The sequence below is a fragment of the Nonomuraea sp. NPDC003804 genome (assembly GCF_040610675.1).
GTDB lineage: Bacteria > Actinomycetota > Actinomycetes > Streptosporangiales > Streptosporangiaceae > Nonomuraea.
The window spans coordinates 114,233-134,688 of the sequence record NZ_JBEXMT010000009.1 but is presented as its reverse complement, the minus strand read 5'-3'; the positions used below and the strand labels follow the sequence as shown (position 1 = coordinate 134,688).

Below are 20,456 nucleotides of genomic sequence, written 5' to 3'. Positions count from 1 at the left end.
CATGGCTGACATGATCGTGACCGACCCCGTCACCCGCGACGTTCTCGCGACCTTTGAAGGCGTGCGATCCCGGCTGTTCGGGCGCTTGGAGGGCCTGACCGACGCCGAGTATCACTGGGAGCCGGTCAGCGACTGCATCAGCATCCGCCCCGGCGACGACGGCGTCTTCCGCGTCGCCACGCTATTTCCGGAATCGGGTCCGGAGGAACCGGACCCCGTCACGACGATCGCCTGGCGCATCTGGCACATCGGCAACCTCTGCCTGCGCGGCTACGTGATCTACCTCTTCGACGACGTTCCCGACTACGGCGACCGCCACGAGTGGCCGGGCACCGCCAAAGAGGGCATCCAGGCGCTCGCCGAGGACTGGGAGCACTTCATCTCCCGGATCGCAGCCCTCGGTGACAAGCGCCTGTTGGCGCCGATCGGCATGGGCCCCGGCGGTTGGGCCGATGAGACCTATCTGAAGCTCGCGCTGCACGCTCTGAAAGAGGTCACACATCACGGCGGCGAAATCGGCCTGCTGCGCGACCTGTACCTGCGCGAAGGCGTCTGATTTCGGCGGTGGGCGACCTTGTCCGGCGGCCGTGTGCCGCCGGACCACGGCCGGGGTCGGCGGCTATCTCCTTCCTCCCGGTCTACTCATCGGCCGCGTCTGGGTCACACAGGGGCCTCAAACCGCCGGGCAGATCGGGCAGCCGGAAGGAGTAGCGGCCAGCACGTTGACGTGGTGGCGCACGAACGGCGAGAGCCGAGCGACGTCCGCGCGCAGCTTCGTAAGCGCGGCGTCCATGTAGCGGGTTGAGAACAGCACCATCGCGTTGAGCACGAGCCCGAGGGCGCCGATCTGGTCTTCCATGCCATCCTGGTAGCACTGGTAGAGCTGCCCGCGGCGGCCGTGGAAGATCTTCCGGGCCAGGTCGTGACGGCCCTCCTGAAGGTTGGCCTGGGTCTTGATCTGCCGCCGGTGGTCGGGCTCGTCGGCCAGGCGCAGGATGTGCAGGAACTTGGAGATCCGCTCGTAGTGGGCGATCGCGTCGCCGAGCTGGGTGGGGCTGCCGTCGCGGCTCAGCATGCGGATCACGTCGTGCGCGCGGACGGCGCCGGTGTGGATGGAACCGATGATCCGCAGGATGTCCTCCCAGTGCCGCTCGATCTTCGTGAGGTTGATCCGGCCGCGGGGACGTCGTTGAACGGCCCGTAGTCGGCCGTCTTGTGGATGCGCCACATCTTCTGATCCGGCAGGTCGGCCAGCTGAGGCGCGTAGCTGTAGCCAGCCAGGGTCAGCAGCCCGAACACGATGTCGCTGTAAGTGCCGGTGTCCGTGACGATCGTCTGCGGACGGCGCCCGCCGTCGCGGTCGTAGAGCACGTCCATTACGTACAGTGAGTCGCCCGGGGTGCCGGCCACCACCTTCCCGCCCAGCCCAGCGGCCTGGTCGTTGAGCATGTTCAGCCAGGTGGCGCCGCCACGGCGGCCGAAGTACTTCGGGTTCGGTCGCGCGTACACGGGCGATGGCGGTGGGCCGGACTCCGATGCAGCCGGGTTGCTGTCCTCCACGGTGAGTTTGTCGAGCGGCTGGGACGGCCGGGTGCGGTGGGAGTTCGACTTCGACCACTACGACGGGGGAGACCCGATGAGCAAGGGCGCCCGTAACCGACGACGCCGCCGCCGACCGCATCGCGAAGCTTCGCGCTCGTCCGGGCGGGCGGTGTAGCGGGCGGCGGTGAGGGTGCGGGTGAGGAAGTCCCTCTCGGCCGAGGTACGAGACGTCGTCAAATGGTGGCGGGTGCCCCGCTCGGGGTTGATGAGGATGATGTAGAGGACTGGCCTGTAGTCCGGTCGGGTAGCCGAGACCGGTGGGTCAGCTGGTTTCGCCGGCTTCCAGCAGGATCTTCAGCAGGTCCTGCGGGGCGTCGCGCATGAGGTTGTGCCCGCTGTCGAGCGCGTGGGTGGTCCATGCGGGGTCCTGGCGTAGCCGCTGGTAGGTGGTGGTGAACGGTGATGGGGTCGGCCATCCTGCCGCATACACGTAGACGTCGCGGCGGCTGTGGGTGGGGCTGCTGGTGACGCGCAGTGGCTGGAGCAGGGAGGCAAGGGGGTGAGGTGTGGCTCGCGGGTCGAAGAACGGCATCGGACGGACCGCGTTGCCGGCCTCGGTGACCTCCAGGTACCACTGCCGTTCGTTGTCGGAGACCAGGTTCCACATGGATTCGCCGTCGCCTGGTACGACGGCGTCCAGGTAGACCAGTGATCTGACGCGCTCGGGCAGGCGGTCGGCGACTCCGGTGATCACCATTCCGCCGTAGCTGTGGCCGATCAGAACCGCGTCCTGGAGTTGCTCGGCCACCAGCACACCGGTCACGTCCTGGATGTGGGTGTCCAGGTTCACGCTTCCGTGCAGGAGATGGCTGCGCTCGGACAGCCCGGTCAAGGTCAGGGGGTATGCGCGGTGCCCGTGGGAGCGCAACTGTTCGGTGAGCTCGTGGAAGCACCAGCCGCCGTGGCACATGCCGGGAATCAGCACGAAGGTGGTCACTGACGTTCTCCTTGTCTGGTGGCCGGCGAAGGCCGGCGTGCGGGTGATCTTAGGTGCCGGTCTGGTGCGTTGCGGTGGTGGCCGTGGCGGGCGGCGCGGGCGACCGATGGTGGCCTACGGTCGCGGCGATCGCCGCTGCGGCGGCGCACAGAATCGCGGTCCAGGCCAGCGTGGCGTCGGTCGAGGTGTGATCGGTCAGGATGCCGGCGATCCACGGACCGGCGGTCTGGCCCACCGCGAACACGGTGGTGAAGGCTGCCAGCGTGGCCGTCCAGTCGGCGGGTGGGGTTCCGGCCTTGACCAGCGCGGTGACGGCGGCAGGCACACTCATGAACGTCGCGCCATAGACGATCGCGGACGCGAGAACGAGGGCCGGGGCCGGAGATGCCAGGGCGAGTGCCGCTCCACCGGCGAGCAGGACCAACAGCGCAGCGAGCGCGCTGCCGCCGCGCCAGTGGGTGATGGGACGACTCCACAGCGCCGGTGCGGCCACGACCGCCGCCCCCAGGGCCGTCCAGATGAGCGTCACCTGCGCGAGGGGGGCGTGGCGCTCGGCGAGGTAGGCGGACAGGAAAGTGATGTAGGTGATGTATCCGGTTGCGAACAGCAGGTAGGCCAGGAGCATGCGCCGCAGAGGGCGCAGTCGCGCTCGTCCGGCGGTGACGGCCCTCTCCTCCCCCCCGAGGCTCGCGGCCGTCCAGCTCACCAGGGTCGCCAGGCCGGCGGCCAGCCCCATGCCGACCCAGGCGATGCGCCAGTGGGTGCCCAATGCCGGAATGGTCGCGCCGCTGAGGATGATGCCCAGCCCCGTGCCGGCAAAGTAGACGACGATGGGGGCACCGGAGGAGGCGCGCATGGCGATCCGCGATGCGATCACACCGCCGGTGATGAACACCACCGCCCCAGTCACGCCCGCCGCGGCCCTGGCGGCCAGCAGCGCCGGATAGTGGCCGCTGACCGCGGTGACCGCCAGCGCCACCGCGGTCAGCACCATGCTCCAGCGGAAAGCGGCCGCGCTGCCCATCCGCCGGACCAGGACGGCGGTCACCAGCGCGCCGAACAGGTAGCCGAGCCCGTTGGCGGCGCTCATCACGCCGGCCTGGGTCAGACTCCAGCGAAGATCATCGCGCATGGCCGGCAGGAGCAGACCATAGGCGAAGCGGGCCAGGCCCAGAGCCGAGGCGGTACCCGCGGCCAGCCGCACCGCCTGCCACACCGGCGGCCTCACCGTCCCCACACCGACCCGGCCGCCAGGACCCGGCGATCGGGGGCCCTGCGCGGGGCGGCCCCACTGCGACGATCGCACCGACGAACAATGATCATGTTGACACCACCCAAGAGATCGAACCGCTCGGTTCGATCTGCGGAGCCTAGCAGTAATCGAACCGAGCGGTACCATCTGTGTGTGCCAGTGACCAAGGGAACGACGATCGACCCGGTGCGCACCCGCGCCGCCATCCTCCAGGCGGCCACCGCGCTGCTGTACCAACGCGGACTCGACGGCATCGGCGTCGCCGAGCTGTGCGCGCGGATCGGGGTGTCCAAGGAAACGCTCTACCGGCACTTCGGCACCAAGGACGGCCTCGTCGCGACCATGCTGGAGACACGCAGCCAGCGGGTGTCCGACTGGCTCGCCGCGGCCGTCGCGGCGGCCGGAGACAACCCCGCCGACCAGTTGGCTGCAATCTTCGACGCCCTGCAACAGTGGCATGACGAACCGACTTTCCGCGGCTGCGCCGTGGTGAACGCGGCCACCCAACACCACGACCAAACCGTGCGCGCCATCACCGCACGGCACCTGGACCGCTACCTCGACCTTCTCTCCGACATCGCCACCCGCGCCGGAGCCGCCGCCCCCGCCGCTCTCGCCCACCAGTTGCTCATCCTGGTCGAGGGCGCCACCGTCGTCGCCGCACACCACCGCACGGCCGGAACGGCCGACCAGGCCCGCGACGCCGCCCTCACCCTGCTCGCGGCCGCCACCGCCGCCCCGCACGACTCCTGACGCCGCAAAGCCGCTCCACCGCCACGAGCAGATCCGGACCCGCCTGATCGCCATCGTCACCGGTCGCTCCGGCGCGTACGGCGCACGCGGACCGGCCTGGCCGCGACCACCGGACGCCTGCTGGCCAGTGCGCCAGCAGACCCCGCGCAGGAGCGCGGTGGGAGGCGCCCTTGAGCAGGCGGTGCGCGACGGTCACCTGATGCACCGCCTCCTGCCAGCGGTAGAACGAGGTCACCGCGGCCAGCCGGGCCTCCCACGTACTGACCGACAGCCCACCACCCGCCCCGGCTGCGACCATGGGCGCGGTGGCCACAGTCTCACGGTGCCGGCCGTCGTGAAGCCAGCGCACGAAGGCCGCCATCGCCGGAACGCCCAGCCGGTCCCAGCCCTCGGCTTCGTCGCGGTGCTCCAGGAACGTCCACCACTGCGGCAGCGCGGTCGCGAAGCTGCGCACCCGTGTTGGGCGACCAGCTCAGGGGGCGGGCCTCCAGCCATTCCTCGACTGCCCCACCGTGGCGAAGGTGGAATCGATCACCGTCCACGTTCGCCGCCAGGTGGTCGTACGGCGACGCAGTAGGCCATAGCCGTTGTTCCGCACGTTGCTGAAAGAACCGACGATAAGCCTGACGCAACAGTCAGTAGTCGACGAGGAGGGTCGCTGCGGCTTCGCCACTGATGCCCAGTCCAATAACCAGGACGGGCATGGTCGAGGAGCATGACGACTCCAGGGGGAAGTTGGCGGGCGGCTGCGCCGATGGAAGCCGATGAAGACGACACGCGGCAGGAAGAGGTGGCGGCGCGTGTTCGTCGCAGGGGCGGGCGCCCGCGGAGCGCAGGTCCGCGGGCGCCCTCGCGGGCTACCGGGCCGGCGAGGAGTCGCCGGTCAGCTCGCGGACGATGCTCATGTCGTCGAACGGCACCTTGCGCTCGCCGATGATCTGGTACGGCTCGGCGCCCTTGCCCGCCAACAGCACGATGTCGCCGCGCTGGGCCTCCAGCAGGGCCCGGGCGATGGCCTCGCGCCGATCGATGATCCGCACGGCCGAGGCGTCGGTGGCCACCACGCCAGGCATGATCTGGTCGATGATCGCTCCGAGGTCCTCGGGGCGCGGGTTGTCGCTGGTGACGACGACGATGTCGGACAGTTTGCCGGCGATCTCGCCCACCGGGGCGCGCTTGCTGGGATCCCGGTCGCCGCCGCAGCCGAACACCGTAATCACCCGACCAGACCGAATGGGAGAACGCCGCACGCGAGCACGCGACGGCGCGCCAGCAGGTGGAGAGCCTGCATGATGAACGGGCGGGCTTGGCCGCGCGGCCGCCCGAGGAGGACAGCACCAAGAAATCCCTGCTCTCCACGAGCTCCGCGGGCCGTAGACGCCCAGCCGATCATCGTGGTGGCACGGCGTTCGCCGTTCCAAGCGGCTCGGAGATCAGGTCGCATGCTGGACATGTCCAGGCGTCTACGTGGTGCTCGCAGTAAGTCCCGAGCCGTCCAGATGCGGAGTGCTTTCGAGCCGAGGTCGCTCGTGTCGCCTCGCGACGTCTCGCTCCCAGCCGCTTCCAAACGTTCCAAGTGGAACCCAAGCGCTCCCCGCCACCATCCGTTCCCGTCATCTGATGTGAAAGGACGAGACATGCGCTTGTGGAGCGTTCTCTTTGCGGCGATCGTGCTGATGCTGGCCGGTACGGTCCCAGCCCAGGCCGCCGACGGAGTGGAGGTCTCGGTGACGCCGACGGGGATCGCACCTCCCTCCTACACCGGACTCTGCGCGCCGTCGATGCAGTTCACCGCCACCGTGCAGGTCACCGCCAATGGCCCTGGCACCATCTCCTACCGCTGGTCGCACTGGCAATGGGGGCGGAGGCCTCAATCGGTCACCTTCACCGAGGCGGGCACGAAGACGGTGACCGAAGTCATGTCCCACTACGCGGGCAGCAGCGGCTCGCAGAGCCGGACCATCACCGTGACGGGCGCCAACCAGGCGCAGGCGACCGTCACCTACCAGCTGTCGTGCACGGACGCCGTCCCGCAGACTGCCCAGATCCAGCCCGCGAACGACTACATCGGCCGCTGCGGCGCCGACGTGGTTCACACGATCAACGCGCGGATCGACTCCCCGGTCGCCCAGGCCGTCCGCTACCGCTGGGTCGATGGATTCGGCCAGCCGCTTCCCGGCCTGGACGGCGATCGGGAGGTGGTGTTCACCGAGCCCGGCAGCAAGACAGTCAGCGCGCCGTTCCAGCGGGTCACCCTGCCCGACGCCCCGTACGGCGGCGCCGCATACATCCGGACCACCAGCCCGTCACAGGTGGAGAGCGGCCAGCTGTACTACCGGACGACCTGCGTGAGCGCGGAATTCACCAAGCTGACCTGGCTGTCAGGCAACTGCCGCACCGGCGCGCCCTTCAGGTACTCACTCACGGGTGCCATCGAGAGCAACGGGCTGGGTGAGATCTCCTACGCGTGGTCCCGTCAGGTGCCCGACGAGGGTGACGAATGGATTCGCGACCCCTGGCAGACCCTCACCTTCACCACCTCCAACTCGCCCGGCCGTCAAACCGTCAGCAAGACCTGGACCGCGCCGATGGGCCAGAGCGGCCTGTGGCGTCTGGAGATCGCAGGCACCGATGGCATCGTCGCCTCCGAGAGCCGCCCGTACATAAACCGGTGTGGCTGACGCGGCCGGTCCCCGCCACCGCGTCCCCGCGGGAAGAGCGACTTACCGCGACGAGCGCCCCTGCGGACGGCGGCGGAGGTCCGCCGGGTTCAGCCGCTGACGCAGCGCCCGTAAGTGCGCGATGAAGGCGGCCACCGGGTCGTCGCCCGACCCAAGGCGGTGTCCATGGCCGTGCTCGGCGACCGGCTCATCACGTTCGGACACTCGCCAATGCTCTCTTCTCTGCGCTGGTCAACGGCTGTCCACGCCCGGCGGGTGTCCGGTTGTCGTCCGCACCCGCTGTCCACTGGTGGTGGACACGGCATCCGCCTTCCGAAAGTGATCTCACGCCATCACGGCACACCATCTCGTCCCCGACAGGAGTTCCTCTCGTGAGATCCTTTCAGCGCATCGCGGTCCTGGTCGTCAGCACGGCCCTGGCAACGGCCGCCATCACCGCGCCCGCATCGGCGGAGCCTTCGCAGGTCTTCTACATCGCCCCTCACGTGACGGTGACGGAGGCGAACACCGACGGCTGCCGCGGCGCAACGCAGTACTTCAACGCGCGCGATTACCAGAACGTCGAGATCAACTGGACCAACGCCACGAACGAAGACCACCCGTGCCTCCGGGTGGACTACTACCCGGTGACCACCTCGCGCTTTTGCAACTTCTACTTCTACGTCCCCAGCAACTACGCGACCGCAAGAATGGAGTGGCAGCTGGAGAGCCAGACCGGCGAGCGCCTGGTGAACCTCGTCTTCGACGAAAACCCGTACTCAGGATTCACCTGGCTCGCGTCCAGTGGACACGTGCCCGGCGACGCGCCCGTGTCCCACATCTGGTTCACCGACGGCACTGCATGGCCGTCCGGCCGAATCGGCTGGGGCGTGGACGCCGGCCATGGAATCATGCAGGTCTGTGACGCCTGATCAACGTCGCAGCCAGGAGTAGACCAGAGTCGATAGCTTGCCCTGCCTCGTCAGGAGCGCACCCCGCCCTGCCGGGCGTTCGGCCGGCGGCCGGCCCGGCTGCGGCGGGCGACAAGTCAGGGCTGGCGCTCGCCGGGTAGGGACGGCGCAGTAATGCGCCGCCCCTACCCGGCCTCGGGTTCGTGCGATCAGGGGCAAAGTAGCCGGAGAGCCCCTGGGCAGAGTCCTTGATCAGGATGGAAAGCTGTGGCGGCTCGGGGTCATCCGGAAACGCCTCTTTCTCCGCCCAGCGCTGCCTCACGCGGGACAGCGGTGGGGTGATTTCACGGGCGAGGAGCGGCCCCACCTTCGGTGGGTTCTGGCCCCACGTGTTCAGCGCGCTCCATGGTCGTCAGTGAGATTTGGCCCCACCTCGCTGCCGAAGATGGCCGCCGCTCGCAGGTCACCGTCAGGACAGCGCAGGCCGGACGGCGATGGCCTCGCTGCACGGGAAGATGCCCGACCACGCAGCTGAGGAGCCGTTGTACGACCTGTAGGTGCAGAAGCTCTGCGTCAGCCCTTGCCGAGGACGCAGAACTCGTTGCCCTCCGGATCGGCGAGGACCGTCCACGACACATCGCCCTGGCCGACGTCGGCGCTGGTCGCGCCCAGAGCCCACAGCCGGGCCACCTCCGCCTCCTTGTCGTCAACGGGGTACGGCAGCAGGTCGAGATGGACGCGATTCCACACGGTCGTCACGTCGGAGGCGCGGCGAAGCTCCAGATACGGCCCGACGCCCTCGGCGGAGCGCAGCACCGCATGATCGTCGGTCATCTCGTGCAGGGTCCAGTTCACCGCCTCGCCCCAGAACCGGGCCATGGCCCGGGGGTCCGCGCAGTCGACCACCACCGCGGCGATCGGCCCGGTGTCCCGGTAGATCTCCCGAGGCTCCAGCACGCAGAACACGTTGCCCTCCGGGTCGGCCAGAACCGTCCACGGCACGTCGCCCTGACCCACATCGGCGGGCGTAGCGCCGAGATCCTGGAGGCGCGCGACCAACTCGGCCTGATGGGCCGCAGAGGTGGTGGCGAGTTCGATGTGCACGCGGTACTTCACCGTTTCGGGGTCCGGGACGGTCACGACATCGATGTAGAAGCCGGCGGGGTCCGGCCAGACGAAGCCCTCGGGCTCGAGGTTGGTCACGCCGGGTCCCTCGCTGGAAACACCCCAACCGAGCGCCTCCGCCCAGAACCGGCCGAGCGCCGAGTCGTCCCGAGCCTTGAAGTTCACCTGAACGAGTCTCAATGCCATGCCGCCGATCATATGGCCAGGTAGATGAGGCCCTGTCCGCATTCAGCTGCTCAAGGCGGGCTCGTCGCCTGGATGGGGGAGAGGTGGCCAGCCTCAGACCCGAGCGGGTGGAGCCAGGTCTCACGCGAGCACGAATGCGCTTCACCGGAATGGGGCCGGCGCCGACGCGTAAGAGGGTCCACTTCATGTTCCTGAAGTCAGCGGGGTGGTTCAGCTGATTCCGATGACAAGAGCATCGCGGGCGGTGCGGGCTGGTGGTCCACTCGTCGTCGGGTGCGGTGGCGTACGCGGTGAGCACCAGCCGCCGGCCCAGGCCGAGATTTGGTGGTCCTCGCCGACCGGGACAAGCCCGATCACACGTCGGCTCCGCAGCTCGCCATCGAGCACATCGGGTTAGGACGGACGGCCTACCGTAGGCGTGAGTGGGTCCTCCCGCAGGAGGACAGGTCCGGCCTGTCGGCCGCCGGCCCCCGGCTCGTGGGCGGAGACAAGAGATCGCCGCCAGGCAGGAGTCGGCCGGACCGCCGCGTCACTAGCGTCGAAGCATGCGATCTGATCTTGGCGTCTTCCTGAAGGCGGCTGTGAGCAGGCCCTTGATGATCGGCTCGTTCGCCCCCACTTCGGAAACGCTGGCCGCGCAACTGGTCGAGGTGGTGCCGAAGCGGGGCGCGCCGACCGTGCTGGAGCTGGGTCCAGGGACCGGTGCGATCAGCGGGCTGATCAGATCGCGGCTACCGGCCCATGCGCGGTTCGTGGCGGTGGAGACCGACCCCGCGATGGTCGATCATCTGGCGGAGACCCGTCCGTGGTTGGAGGTGCTGCACATGGACGCCGCCGATCTGGGTTCCCGCATCGGCGAGGGCGAGGTGGACGCCGTGGTGAGCGCGCTGCCGTGGACGCTCATCCCGGAACGGGCTCAGGGGCGCATCCTCGAGGCGGTCTCGCGCGTCCTGGCGCCCGGCGGCAGCTTCACCACGATCGCCTATCTGACCGGCACCCGTTTCGGCCCAGGCAGGCGGTTCCGCGGGCGGCTGGGCGCGGCCTTCGACGAGGTGCTGACGACCAGAACCGTCTGGCGCAACCTGCCGCCCGCGCGCACGTACGTCTGCCGACGCCCGATCGTGGCCACGCCGCCCGAGCGGGAGGGCCGCTCGTAGCGAAGAGAAGCGGTATCTGGCAGACCAGTGGAGCAGACGTGACAACGGTGGCTGCAAGGCCGGCGGATCGGGGCGGGCTGGTGACCGCGTCCGACAGCGCCACGGTGAGAGCGATGACCGCAGAAGGCGCGGACCGCTTTGGCGCGGGCTGATGGGCGATCTGTCCTCCAGCCAGCCGGGCATCGTACGCGCCCATGGACGGGCAGCGGTCTCCCTACAATGGCCGGATGACACGACGTGGCGGGGTGAAGTGGGCTGACAGGAGTCCTGGCGTGCTTCCCGCCTGGGCGCCCCGGCGAGCCGGTGGCCTCGCACGTCCCCCGCGCAGCCGCTTCTCCTCGAGGCGCGGGCCGGGGCCGACCGCCCGATCGTGTCCATCCCGATGCCGCCACTCGGCGACTCCTGGCGAGTCGAGGAGCCCGATGTGACAGGATGCGGCAACCGGCGGAACCCGATCCGCAGGGTGTTCTCGCGCGAGGAGCTGACGGCGTTCGACCCGCGCGGCGTCAGGTGTGCGGTGCCTCATCTCGGCCTGGCGGGCGCGCGCCGGGTCTGCCGAGCGACGTGCTGAGCGCCGCGGGGCTGAGCGCCGAGGAGGAGACCGCCTACCGGCTCCTGGTCAGGACCGCCGGGGTCGAGCCCGCCGAGCTGGCGGAAGAGCTCGGCGTCGAGAGCGAAGCGGCGCGGCGGGTGCTCGGCTCCCTGCTCGCCAAGGGCCTGGCGCGCGCCGTACCTGGAGAGCTCGACAGGTTCTGCGCCGTCGCGCCGGACGTGGCGCTCGCGGCCCGGCTGCACAGACGGCAGGAGGAGGTGGACCGGGCCAGGCAGGCCGTGGAGCAGCTCACCGGGGAGTACCTGGCCCATGCGCGGCGTCGGGAGGCCGCCCAGCTAGTCGAGGTGATCACCAGCAGGACGGCGCTGCGCGAGCAGCTACGGCTGCTGCAGGACAACGCCCGTCACGAGGTCGTCTGCCTCTGCCGGGCCGGGCACGTGGCGATGACCTCGCAGGAGAACACCGAGGAGCTGGCCGCGCTGCGACGCGGGGTGGGCTACCGCGTCGTGTACGAACGCGCCCTGCTTGAGGAGCCAGGCATGCTGGTCAACCTCGCCGACGGGATCAAGCTGGGTGAGCAGGCGCGCGCCCTGCCCACCCTGCCGGTGCGGATGATCGTCGCGGACGGCGAGCTGGGCGTGCTCCCGCTGATCCAGCACACCGGCGGGCTGACCCAGCTCACCGCGGCGCTGATCAGGCCGAGCAGCCTGCTGGACGCGCTCAAGGCGCTGTTCGAGAGCCTCTGGGAGCGGGCCACCCCCGTCAGTCTCACCACGCCAGGCAGCCCGCTCGACTCCGATCACCTCTACCTGCTGTCGTTGCTGGTGGCGGGCGTGCCCGACAAGTCGATCGCCACGCAGCTGAAGGTGTCGCAGCGGACCGTCCAGCGCCGGATCACCCACCTGATGGAGCAGGCGGGCGCCCAGACCAGAATGCAGCTGGCCTGGCACGCCGCCCGCGAGAACTGGCTGTGAAGGTCAGTAGGCCCTGATCACCGTCTGCGTGACCTGGTTGCCGCCGGAGTCGGTGGCGGTGACGCGAAGCGACGGATGCGGGCGAAGGACGACCGCGCTGTAGCGACCGTGGCCGAGGGTGAGAACGGGCTGCCTGCGCCAGGTCACGCCGTCGTCGTAGGACAGCTCCAGCCGCAGGTCCTTGGCGGTCAGCCCGCTCACGCCCTTCTGGTGCCGTACGGCGAAGCCGAGCAGGCCGGGCTGTACGTCGTAGTCGACCTGCAGCAGCGGCAGCACCTGCTGGCCCTGCTTCGACCTGAACGTCCAGGCCGTCTCGGTCGCGATCGCCCGCGTCCATTCCTCGGAGGTTCGCTTGGTGGACAGCTCCAGGCGGTACTCGGCCTCCTGCGGCACGGCGGGGAAGGCGCCCCACGCGGCGTCGCGTTCCTCCACGAGCTTGCCGTCTCTCAGGAACCTGGCCGAGGCGCTGTCGTTGTCGACCCCTGCGCGGGAGGCGTGGCCGGAGGCGTCGACGAACTCGGGGACGCGGATCTCCAGGGTGTCGCCCGTGCGGGTGGAGGGGGCCAGCCAGTCCGGGATGGCGGGCCGTACGACGGGCGCGTGCCAGCTCTCGCTGACCTGCTGGCCGGGCTGGTAGGTGCGGGGCGGCTCGGTCAGGCCGTCGCGCAACCGGTTCATGTCGTCCCAGGTGAACTGGTGGTTGACGATGTGCTGCCACAAGGAGCCGTCCGCGCTGACGTACTCGGCCCGCCGCAACGGCGTCCGCACGATCCGCTGCGTCTCCATCTGGTTGCCCAGGGAGTAGGCCTGCCAGGGCCGCCAGCCGAACCGCTGCTCCTTGGCCCACCCGAAACCGCCCGTGTCCTGATATTTCGTATCCACCCGGGCGGTGTTGCGGTTGCTCACCTCGTGCACGATCTCGTCCGGCACGTGCCCGCTGGAGACCTGCATGACGTCATAGAGGTACGGCGACGCCATCGTCCCGCTGATGTCCAGCAGGGCGTGACCCTTCCTGACCCGTTCGAGCAGCCGTTGGCCGTGATCGTTGGCGATCAGCATGACCGGGATGGGCAGTGAGACCTGGACCGGGTTCCAGCCACGCCCGAGCGCGTCATCGGGAGTCATCACGATGATCGCCGCGACCGCCCCGGCCTTCACCGCCGCCTGAGCGGCGTCTTCCCACGCCACTGACGGGTCGCCCATCACGGCGACCTTGCCCCGAGCGGCGCCCGCCCCCTCCGCGAGCCGCCACAGGTGACGGCCCTCCACGCCGGGCGAGCCGCCGAGAAAGCCCATCGGGTACGCGGAGCCCGCCACCCGCGCGGAGATCTTCGGCGCGACCAGCTGCCAGCGGGAGGCGAACTCGAACGTGCCCTCGCTGACCGGCTGGGTGGGCGAGACGTTGAGCCCCTCGACGACGTCGAAGTTCATGACGCCCTGGGAGATCTTGCGCGAGCCGAAGGCACGGTGGGTGAAGTAGGTGAAGATGCCCACCTGTTCCACCGGCTCGCTCACCTTGACGGTGACGGGGCTGGTCCTGCGGTAGTCGAGGACCACCTCCAGGTCACGGTCGACCTTGAGCTCCGGAATGACGACGAGCCCGTCGCGCGGGTGCATGCGGCCCCAGCCGTTCGCCAGGTTGATCGCCTGCGTCATGTACGTGCCCTCGGAGACCTCCACGGTCAGACCCTGCTCGGGCACCCAGGTGAAGACGTCGTCCTGCTGCGACGCTCCGAACATCGACAGCGTGTCGGTGCCGGTGGGCTTGCCGGCCGCGTCCAGGGCGGTGAAGCGGACCGTGTGCTGTGGTCCCTTCCAGGTGAGCGCCAGCGTCGTGTGCACGCTCTCGGTTCCCGCGGTCGCGGTGACGTGCCCGCCGTACCTGCCGAAGGGCAGCTTGGCCAGATCCACCCGGACCTGGACCTCGGCGGTGCCGCCGGCGGCGACGGTGACGTTCCGCGCGCCGAGCACGGCGCCCGTGAGGGTGCTGGAGAGCTCCAGCGTCACCGGCGCCGCCGTGCCGTTGGTGTAGGTGATCGTGCCTTCGGCCGTGCCTGTACCCTCACCCTTCTGGTGCCTGCCGAGGTTGACCACGCCCGTGGCCGTCACGCCCTGCCGCAGGGCGCGCGCCACGTCGAGCCTGCCGCCGCCAGCGTCGTCGACCTGCTGGCCGTCCACCGTCCTGGCCGAGCCCACCAGGGCGTCCTTGATCTGCGCCGCCTTCCACTCGGGATGGCGCTGCTTGAGGATGGCGGCGGCCCCCGCCACGTGCGGGGTCGCCATGGAGGTGCCGGACGCGGCCGTGTACTGCTCGTCGACGGGCTGGCCCATCCCCGTGCCCGTCGCCCTGGCAGCGACGATGCCCACGCCAGGCGCCGTGAGGTCCGGCTTGGGCGCGTCGTCCAGTCGCGGACCTCTGCTGGAGAAGTCCGCGATGGCGTCCTTGCCGTCCACGGCTCCGACGGTCAGCGCGGAGGTGGCCGCTCCGGGGCTGCCCACGGAGTAGGCCGTACCGTCGTTGCCGGCCGCGACCACGAAGAGCGCGCCGGTCCGCTCGGTGAGATTGTCGACGGCGACGCTGAGCGGATCGGTGCCGTCGGTGACGTCACCGCCGAGGCTCATGTTGATCACCGACGCTCCCTCGGCGGCGGCCCATTCCATGCCCTCGATGACGCCGGAAAGAGTGCCGGACCCGTCGTCTCCGAGCACCTTTCCGATGATCAGCTCCGCGCCCGGGGCGACGCCCTTCTTACCGACCCCGCCCGCGATGGTGGCGGCCACATGGGTGCCGTGCCCGTGGGCGTCGTTCACGTCCGGGTCGCCGGTGAACACCTTGGTCCGCGTCACCCGGCCCGCGAGATCCTGGTGGGCCGCGTCGACTCCGGTGTCGAGGACGGCGACCTTGACGCCCTTGCCGTCGAACCCGGCCTGCCACGCTTCGGGCGCGCCCACCTGCGGCACGCTGTGATCGAGCGAGACCTTGACCTTGGCGTCGAGCCAGATCTTCGCCACGCCCTGGGCCAGGCTCGCCCGCTCACCGTCCAGAGACTTCCACAGCCGGCCGATCGTGCGCTTGTCCGCCGACACGGCCCGCCCGTTGACGCTCTCCAGCGGAGCCGCGGTCCTGGTGGCCATGGCGTCGTAGACGAAGAGCAGCGGCAGCTTGTCCGTCGTCGCGTCGTCGTAGCCCTGCTCGATCAGGTCGGTCACGGAGAACAGGCTCGGGTCCAGCCGCTTGGCCGCCAGGTAGGGCACCATGTCGACCGGGAGAACCCGCAGCTCGCCGTCCTCCTCGGTGGTGTGGAAACCCATCCGCTCACGGCCGGGCCCCGGCTTCACCTCTACCGCGGTCCTGCCCTGTTCCGCCTGCCTGACGGTCACCACGTCACCGGTGATCAACGTGACGCGGTGGACGCCGGAGGCGGCAGGCTGTGCCGTCGCCGGCGATGGAGAGCTCAGCAGGGCGGCGGCGGATATTCCCACCGCCGCCACATGTGCGGACCAGTGCATGGGGGGTGAACCTCTCGTATCAACAACCAGTGATCACGAGAGTGGCGATGGCGGGTCCTGCCCGCCAGTGCGCAGACCTGCCGTTTGTCTGCCATGTCGTTAATGCGACAGGGGTGCCGCGCTACCTGGACACATGACCGGCATCGCCCAGGCGCGTCAAAGGAGCACACCGACCACGGCCTGCTCACGCTGCCGCTCCTGGACGGCAACGGCGGTCTCCAGGTGCACACCGCGCAGCCGGATCGACGCGCCACCGCTGCCCGGCATGTTCGGCTGCAACATCGGCGACCTGCTCGACACCGGATCGGCACCCATCACCCGCGACTCCGGGAAGAGCCTGGTGATTCACCACCGCTGGGAGAAGAACCAGCGCTCGGCCGCAGGCCGTACCAGCTCGACCGCCGGCTGATGGCGCTCTCGCACCTCACCGTCGCGAAGGCGCCGAGCGGGGCCGGTCGATATGTGACGTTCGCTGCCCGACTAACCCCCCGTCCGGCCGGGCATGACCCCCTTGCGTGAGAACGGCGCACGACCGATCCGGCCGAGGGGGACGGCGATGGGACGGCAGGTCCGGCCGCGGCTGCGCGTGGCCAACCGGCACAAGACGCGCGCCACCTTGCGGCGAGGCCACCGCCGAACTCGCCCGCTGGGACCGGGACGCCCTGGAGAGCGACCCCGCCCGCCGGGCGCACGAAGCGCACCGCAGCCTGTGAGGGGTGAGCATGGTCGACCGCGAACAGCTGCCCGCGCCCGTCGAAGGGCTCGTGGTCACGCACTTCCTGACCGTCCGGGACGTGGCCCGCTCGCGCGCGTTCTACGCGGACGTCCTGGGCGGCGAGGTCGTCCTTGACGAGAACCCGGCGATCGTGAAGGTCGCCAACACCTGGATCATCATGAACCCCGGCGGCGGGCCCACCCCGGACAAACCGGACGTCACGCTGCGGGCGCCCGAGCCTGGCGACCCGGTGACCGCGTTCATGAACGTCCGCGTCGCCGACATCGCCGCCTTCCACACGCACGCGACGTCGCTCGGCGCCCGGTTCCTCACCGAGCCGATCGACCGCAAGGCCGAGATCCGCTGCTACATGCGCGACCCGGACGGGCACCTCATCGAGGTCGGCCAGGCCACCGGCATGCTGCACGGCGTCTACGCCGACCCGCCCGCCTGACCCCGTCCGGCCGGGGGCGGGCGCGAGCGGAACCTCGACGTGCGCCCCCGGAGGGCGAACCTGATCACAGGCTGCGGCCGAACCGGTCGAGGAGCCCTGGGCTCAGCTGGCCGGAAGCACGGCGTACAGGCCGACGCTGCCGCTGTCCGGGTCGGCCACCGTGGTGTGGTGCATTCCCCAGAACGCATCGAACGGCTCGGCGATCCCGCGATGGCCGGCCTCGACCAGCTCGGCGTACTTGGCGTCCACCCCGGCCGGGGTGTCGAACTCGCGGCACGGCACGGTGCGTGGTCCGCCGGACGGCGTCGTCCCAGCTGGGCAGGAACGGCGCGCGGGAGCCTTCTGCGTCCAGGATCACGTGCGGCCTGCGCCGGCGATCTACGGACCGACTCATCCCGCCGTGCCCGGACCGAAACCCCGCTCGCCCACGGAGCTGTGTGACCGCGCGTGACGTGCATCAACGCCCCGGCGTCGGGACGAGAAGGCCCGCATGAAAGGGCGCGGTCAGGCAGCGTGAAGCAGCAGGACGCCCTCACGTGTCCTCCGTTGAGAGCCCTTCGACGAACGCCTCCGGCCGGAGGCGACGAGGGAATGTCCGTATGGTCGATCTCGGTCGGCCATACGGCCGATCAAGATCAACCGCGCGGAACCCTAGCGTCGGGTGACGAGATCATCCGGACAAAGGAGCTTCCTGTGCGTGCACGAAAGATCGCCACGGCCGTCGCCACGAGCGCGACTCTGCTGGCGGGGATGGCGGTCACCGGCCAGGCGTCGGCAAGCGTCGCGGGTGACGCCGGGACCGGCGTACTGGCCCGGTTTCAGCACCAGATGATCAACTGGCACGGCTGTAAGACGGGACCGAACGACGAGACCGGCGAGGAGCTGGACGCGGCGGGCGCCCAGTGCGCCGAGATCACCGTCCCGCTGGACTACCGCAGACGCCAGGGACGGACCATCTCGGTGGCGATCTCGCGAATCAAGGCAACCGACCCCGCCAAGCGTCGGGGCGTCATGCTGATCAATCCCGGTGGTCCGGGCGGGCGCGGGCTGCAACGCGCGCTCCTCGGCACGTTCATGCCCGCCGTCGCGGCCCGCTACGACCTGATCGGGATGGATCCTCGCTTCGTCGGCCGTAGCACGCCGATCCACTGCCGGTGGACGACCGACACCCCCACCCGGTCGGCCGGCCCGACCCGCCGCACCTTCAACGAGAGCGTGGTCCTCATGAAGAAGCTGGCGGTCGGGTGCGTCCAGGGCAACCGTGGCCTGCTGCCGTACGCCAGCACCCGCAACACCGCCCGCGACATGGACGTCATCCGCGCCGCCCTCGGTGAGCCCAAGCTGTCCTACCTCGGCTATTCCTACGGCACCTACCTGGGCGCCGTCTACACGCAGATGTTCGGCGGCCGGGCCGACCGGGTCGTGCTCGACAGCGCGGTCGATCCGGACGTCTACGGTCCCGATCTGCTGTCCGAGAACGGCCCGGCGATCACCGCCGCACTGAAGCACTGGGCCTCATGGGCCGCCGCTCACGACGCCGAGTACGGCCTGGGCGCCACCGAGGCCGAGGTCCTGGCCACTGTGGAGCGCGTCAACCAGGCCGCCACCCGGCGCCCGCTGCGGGTCGGCGGGTACCGGATCGACGCCCACCACGTCCCCTATCTGCTGTTCATCCGCCTCTACGACGACAGCGCAAGGGCGTACGCCGGCTTCGCCGCGGAGGTGCGGGTGCTGGCCGACGCCGCCCGTGGCGAGGCGGTCACTACCGTCCCGGCCTCGCTGAAGGAGACCCTCGACGGCCTGTTCACCGGCTCGGGGACGGCCGAGGACCGGGCGGGAACCTCGATCCTCTGCGCCGACCGGGCCGCCTCTCGCGACCTGGAGACCTATTTCCGCGCGATCCAGGCCCACCGTGCCGGCGAGCCGCTGTTCGGGCCGATGACCCGCAACATCAGCCCCTGCGCCTTCTGGCCGACCACACCGGTGGAGGCGCCTACCGTGATCGGCAACGACACCCCGATGCTGATCGTCGGCGCCGACGGCGACCCCGTCACGCCCCACCCCGGCCAGCGAGCCATGCACCGAGCGCTGACCGGCTCCCGCATGGTCACCCTGCGCGGCGCCTTCCGCCACGGCGCCTACCTCGCGGCGGGCAACGCCTGCGTGGACGCCACCGTCAACCGGTATCTGGTGGACGGCATCCTGCCCGACGGCGCCACCACCTGCGACAAGGACAGCGCTCCGGCCGGACGACGGTGAGCCGTTCATGAGACGTGATCGGGCTCTACGGCCAGGGCGGGTAGTAGGGCCCGTCAGGCAAGGTTGACAGCGGCGGCCAGCACGAGGCGGCATCAAAGAGCGGCGAACAGGTGCTTGTCGTTCTTCGGGGTGCCGGTGACGTAGGCGGTGGCGGCCCGGCCCTTGCGATCTTGGCCGCTGGGCACCCGCACCCCCGGCAGCCCGCCGTCGTGCATCCGGACCAGCCCACAGCTCAACGGATAGGTGTACACGCCGAGCCCGTACCGGCTGCTCTGAGGGTCGGAGGCGGTGACGGCGCCGGCGGGCATGGTGCGCAGCGTGCGCTCGGGGACGTCCTGCCAGAACCGCTTGAGATCTTCCGGCCGGATCGCCCCGAGTGACCGGCTCCACCAGCGCACACCGCGGGCAGCCCGGGGTCGACCTGCTCGGCGCGCTTGCGGACCGCTCCGGAGTGACGCATCCGGCCCTCCCGGCGGACGGCACCCCTCGTTCCGGGCGGTCTTACATCGAGTAGGCGCCGGAGGCGAGGGCGATGACGCCGACCACGGTCATCAGCAGCGCCGAGCCGGGGTGCATGGCGATCGAGATGCGGATGTCCTGCTTCTTCCAGGCGAGCCAGACGCCCGGGAAGAGGAAGACGAGCTTCGACAGGACCGTCCAAGGGGCCCAGAAGTGGTACACCGAGAAGAAGAAGGTGTTGAAGAACGGGGCCCACTTGCCGAGCTGCGGGAGGCGGGGCAGCAGGAAGCCGCGGAAGTAGTACTCCTCGAGCAGGGGCAGGGTGAAGCCGGTGAACGGTGCGCAGATGAGCAGCGTGGTGAGCACGAGCTCCTGCGAGTAGCCCTGGAGGTAGGCGGTGCCGTCGGGGCCGGCGCCCTGGTAGTCCACCCAGGTGAAGAACCAGTCGTAGACGATGTTGTCCAGCGGGGTCAGCGAGAGCGCGACCACGGTCATCCACACGAGGCACGCGGCCCCGAGCCAGAAGACCTTGCCGCGCGACACCGGCTTGTCGCGGTAGTGGACGACGCCCTTCATCGTGAAGCGGCCGGTCTGCTTCTTGCCCAGCCACAGCAGGAACAGCTGGAGCGGGAAGAGCACAACCGCGAGGGCGATGGCCCAGGCCAGGAAGATCGGGAAGCCTATCGCCCGGACCAGGGGGGCGGCGATGAACGCGTACACGGCGACGATGACCGCGCCGGGCACCAGGTGCAGTGCGATGGAGAACGGGACGGAGTGACGGTCGGCGAGGAGCTTCGCGACGAAGCCTCTCGGTTGGGCGCCTTGGGTGTCTGCCGGGGGCTGCATTGCTGTATCCATGCCGAGAATGGTGGCCCCGCGACCTAACGCGGACCTGACATCGCGCTGACACGGCTTCGAGTCGCCGTGAAAGGCTCAGGTCACGGCGGGT

General features: G+C 69.9%; 18 protein-coding genes and 1 pseudogene. 9 read left to right on the top strand and 10 right to left on the bottom strand.

The genetic code is table 11. The annotated features are described in order from the left end of the window. Position 1 precedes the first annotated feature (1 nt). A complete protein-coding gene (locus ABZX22_RS14725; protein ID WP_354908608.1) occupies positions 2 to 556 on the top strand; it encodes a DinB family protein in 555 nt (184 codons plus the stop codon). A gap of 117 nt (positions 557 to 673) precedes the next feature. Here ABZX22_RS14725 and ABZX22_RS14720 read toward each other — a convergent pair. The 3 genes and pseudogenes from ABZX22_RS14720 to ABZX22_RS14710 form a co-directional block, all read right to left on the bottom strand. After that, positions 674 to 1,449, bottom strand: a pseudogene (locus tag ABZX22_RS14720) (Tn3 family transposase). Positions 1,450 to 1,864: 415 nt separating this feature from the next. After that, positions 1,865 to 2,539 (bottom strand): alpha/beta fold hydrolase, encoded by a 675-nt coding sequence (locus ABZX22_RS14715; RefSeq protein WP_354908606.1) that lies wholly within the window; start codon positions 2,537 to 2,539, stop codon positions 1,865 to 1,867. Positions 2,540 to 2,588: 49 nt separating this feature from the next. After that, positions 2,589 to 3,743 (bottom strand): YbfB/YjiJ family MFS transporter, encoded by a 1,155-nt coding sequence (locus ABZX22_RS14710; protein ID WP_354908604.1) that lies wholly within the window; start codon positions 3,741 to 3,743, stop codon positions 2,589 to 2,591. A 201-nt stretch (positions 3,744 to 3,944) separates the two neighbouring features. On the opposite strand from ABZX22_RS14710, the gene ABZX22_RS14705 reads away from it, so the two are divergent. Beyond that, entirely contained in the window at positions 3,945 to 4,544 is a 600-nt protein-coding gene (locus ABZX22_RS14705) for a TetR/AcrR family transcriptional regulator (RefSeq protein ID WP_354908601.1), read from the top strand. Here the strand turns inward: ABZX22_RS14705 and ABZX22_RS14700 are convergent. Together ABZX22_RS14700 and ABZX22_RS14695 are read right to left on the bottom strand one after the other, a co-directional pair. Continuing rightward, entirely contained in the window at positions 4,501 to 4,998 is a 498-nt protein-coding gene (locus ABZX22_RS14700) for a hypothetical protein (RefSeq protein ID WP_354908599.1), read from the bottom strand. The genes ABZX22_RS14705 and ABZX22_RS14700 overlap by 44 nt on opposite strands. Positions 4,999 to 5,401: 403 nt before the next feature. Next, positions 5,402 to 5,764, bottom strand: a complete 363-nt coding sequence (locus ABZX22_RS14695) for a cyanophycin synthetase (protein ID WP_354908597.1) — start codon at positions 5,762 to 5,764, stop codon at positions 5,402 to 5,404. Between the two features lie 450 nt (positions 5,765 to 6,214). Here ABZX22_RS14695 and ABZX22_RS14690 point away from each other — a divergent pair, with 450 nt between their 5' ends. Both ABZX22_RS14690 and ABZX22_RS14685 read left to right on the top strand, forming a co-directional pair. Then, entirely contained in the window at positions 6,215 to 7,225 is a 1,011-nt protein-coding gene (locus ABZX22_RS14690; protein WP_354908594.1) for a PKD domain-containing protein, read from the top strand. 371 nt (positions 7,226 to 7,596) lie between these two features. Further along, positions 7,597 to 8,136: a hypothetical protein gene (locus ABZX22_RS14685; protein WP_354908592.1), complete on the top strand. Its 540-nt coding sequence runs from the start codon at positions 7,597 to 7,599 to the stop codon at positions 8,134 to 8,136. 552 nt (positions 8,137 to 8,688) lie between these two features. Here ABZX22_RS14685 and ABZX22_RS14680 read toward each other — a convergent pair. Continuing rightward, the gene (locus tag ABZX22_RS14680; RefSeq protein WP_354908589.1) at positions 8,689 to 9,426 is read right to left on the bottom strand and encodes a VOC family protein; all 738 of its coding nucleotides are present in this window, start codon (positions 9,424 to 9,426) and stop codon (positions 8,689 to 8,691) included. Between the two features lie 545 nt (positions 9,427 to 9,971). Here ABZX22_RS14680 and ABZX22_RS14675 point away from each other — a divergent pair. Beyond that, positions 9,972 to 10,583 carry a methyltransferase domain-containing protein gene (locus ABZX22_RS14675; RefSeq protein ID WP_354908587.1) on the top strand — a complete coding sequence of 204 codons (612 nt, stop codon included), beginning with the start codon at positions 9,972 to 9,974 and terminating at the stop codon, positions 10,581 to 10,583. 564 nt (positions 10,584 to 11,147) lie between these two features. Next, positions 11,148 to 12,110, top strand: a complete 963-nt coding sequence (locus ABZX22_RS14670) for a helix-turn-helix domain-containing protein (RefSeq protein ID WP_354908585.1) — start codon at positions 11,148 to 11,150, stop codon at positions 12,108 to 12,110. 3 nt (positions 12,111 to 12,113) lie between these two features. Here the strand turns inward: ABZX22_RS14670 and ABZX22_RS14665 are convergent, their stop codons facing one another. Continuing rightward, complete coding sequence (locus tag ABZX22_RS14665; RefSeq protein WP_354908583.1) at positions 12,114 to 15,620, bottom strand: S8 family serine peptidase; 3,507 nt, start codon at positions 15,618 to 15,620, stop codon at positions 12,114 to 12,116. A gap of 133 nt (positions 15,621 to 15,753) precedes the next feature. Between ABZX22_RS14665 and ABZX22_RS14660 the strand changes: the two genes are divergently transcribed. Then, a complete protein-coding gene (locus ABZX22_RS14660; RefSeq protein ID WP_354908582.1) occupies positions 15,754 to 16,029 on the top strand; it encodes a hypothetical protein in 276 nt (91 codons plus the stop codon). 313 nt (positions 16,030 to 16,342) lie between these two features. Beyond that, positions 16,343 to 16,789, top strand: a complete 447-nt coding sequence (locus tag ABZX22_RS14655; RefSeq protein WP_354908885.1) for a VOC family protein — start codon at positions 16,343 to 16,345, stop codon at positions 16,787 to 16,789. 102 nt (positions 16,790 to 16,891) lie between these two features. Here ABZX22_RS14655 and ABZX22_RS14650 read toward each other — a convergent pair whose 3' ends face one another. Next, positions 16,892 to 17,071, bottom strand: coding sequence for a hypothetical protein (locus tag ABZX22_RS14650; RefSeq protein ID WP_354908580.1), 180 nt, complete (start codon positions 17,069 to 17,071; stop codon positions 16,892 to 16,894). A 411-nt stretch (positions 17,072 to 17,482) separates the two neighbouring features. Here ABZX22_RS14650 and ABZX22_RS14645 point away from each other — a divergent pair, with 411 nt between their 5' ends. Next, the gene (locus ABZX22_RS14645; RefSeq protein WP_354908577.1) at positions 17,483 to 19,048 is read left to right on the top strand and encodes an alpha/beta hydrolase; all 1,566 of its coding nucleotides are present in this window, start codon (positions 17,483 to 17,485) and stop codon (positions 19,046 to 19,048) included. Between the two features lie 92 nt (positions 19,049 to 19,140). Here the strand turns inward: ABZX22_RS14645 and ABZX22_RS14640 are convergent, their stop codons facing one another. Beyond that, positions 19,141 to 19,446: a hypothetical protein gene (locus ABZX22_RS14640; RefSeq protein ID WP_354908574.1), complete on the bottom strand. Its 306-nt coding sequence runs from the start codon at positions 19,444 to 19,446 to the stop codon at positions 19,141 to 19,143. 103 nt (positions 19,447 to 19,549) lie between these two features. Beyond that, on the bottom strand, positions 19,550 to 20,353 hold the full coding sequence (locus ABZX22_RS14635; RefSeq protein WP_354908571.1) for a CPBP family intramembrane glutamic endopeptidase: 804 nt from the start codon (positions 20,351 to 20,353) through the stop codon (positions 19,550 to 19,552). Between the last annotated feature and the right edge of the window lie 103 nt (positions 20,354 to 20,456).

Excerpts from the sequence above, each read along its gene's own strand:
- ABZX22_RS14680 (WP_354908589.1), bottom strand. The coding sequence starts at position 9,426 with ATGGCATTGAGACTCGTTCAGGTGAACTTCAAGGCTCGGGACGACTCG.
- ABZX22_RS14660 (WP_354908582.1), top strand. The coding sequence starts at position 15,754 with ATGACCGGCATCGCCCAGGCGCGTCAAAGGAGCACACCGACCACGGCC.
- ABZX22_RS14635 (WP_354908571.1), bottom strand. The coding sequence starts at position 20,353 with ATGCAGCCCCCGGCAGACACCCAAGGCGCCCAACCGAGAGGCTTCGTC.
- ABZX22_RS14665 (WP_354908583.1), bottom strand. The coding sequence starts at position 15,620 with ATGCACTGGTCCGCACATGTGGCGGCGGTGGGAATATCCGCCGCCGCC.
- ABZX22_RS14675 (WP_354908587.1), top strand. The coding sequence starts at position 9,972 with ATGCGATCTGATCTTGGCGTCTTCCTGAAGGCGGCTGTGAGCAGGCCC.
- ABZX22_RS14725 (WP_354908608.1), top strand. The coding sequence starts at position 2 with ATGGCTGACATGATCGTGACCGACCCCGTCACCCGCGACGTTCTCGCG.
- ABZX22_RS14655 (WP_354908885.1), top strand. The coding sequence starts at position 16,343 with ATGGTCGACCGCGAACAGCTGCCCGCGCCCGTCGAAGGGCTCGTGGTC.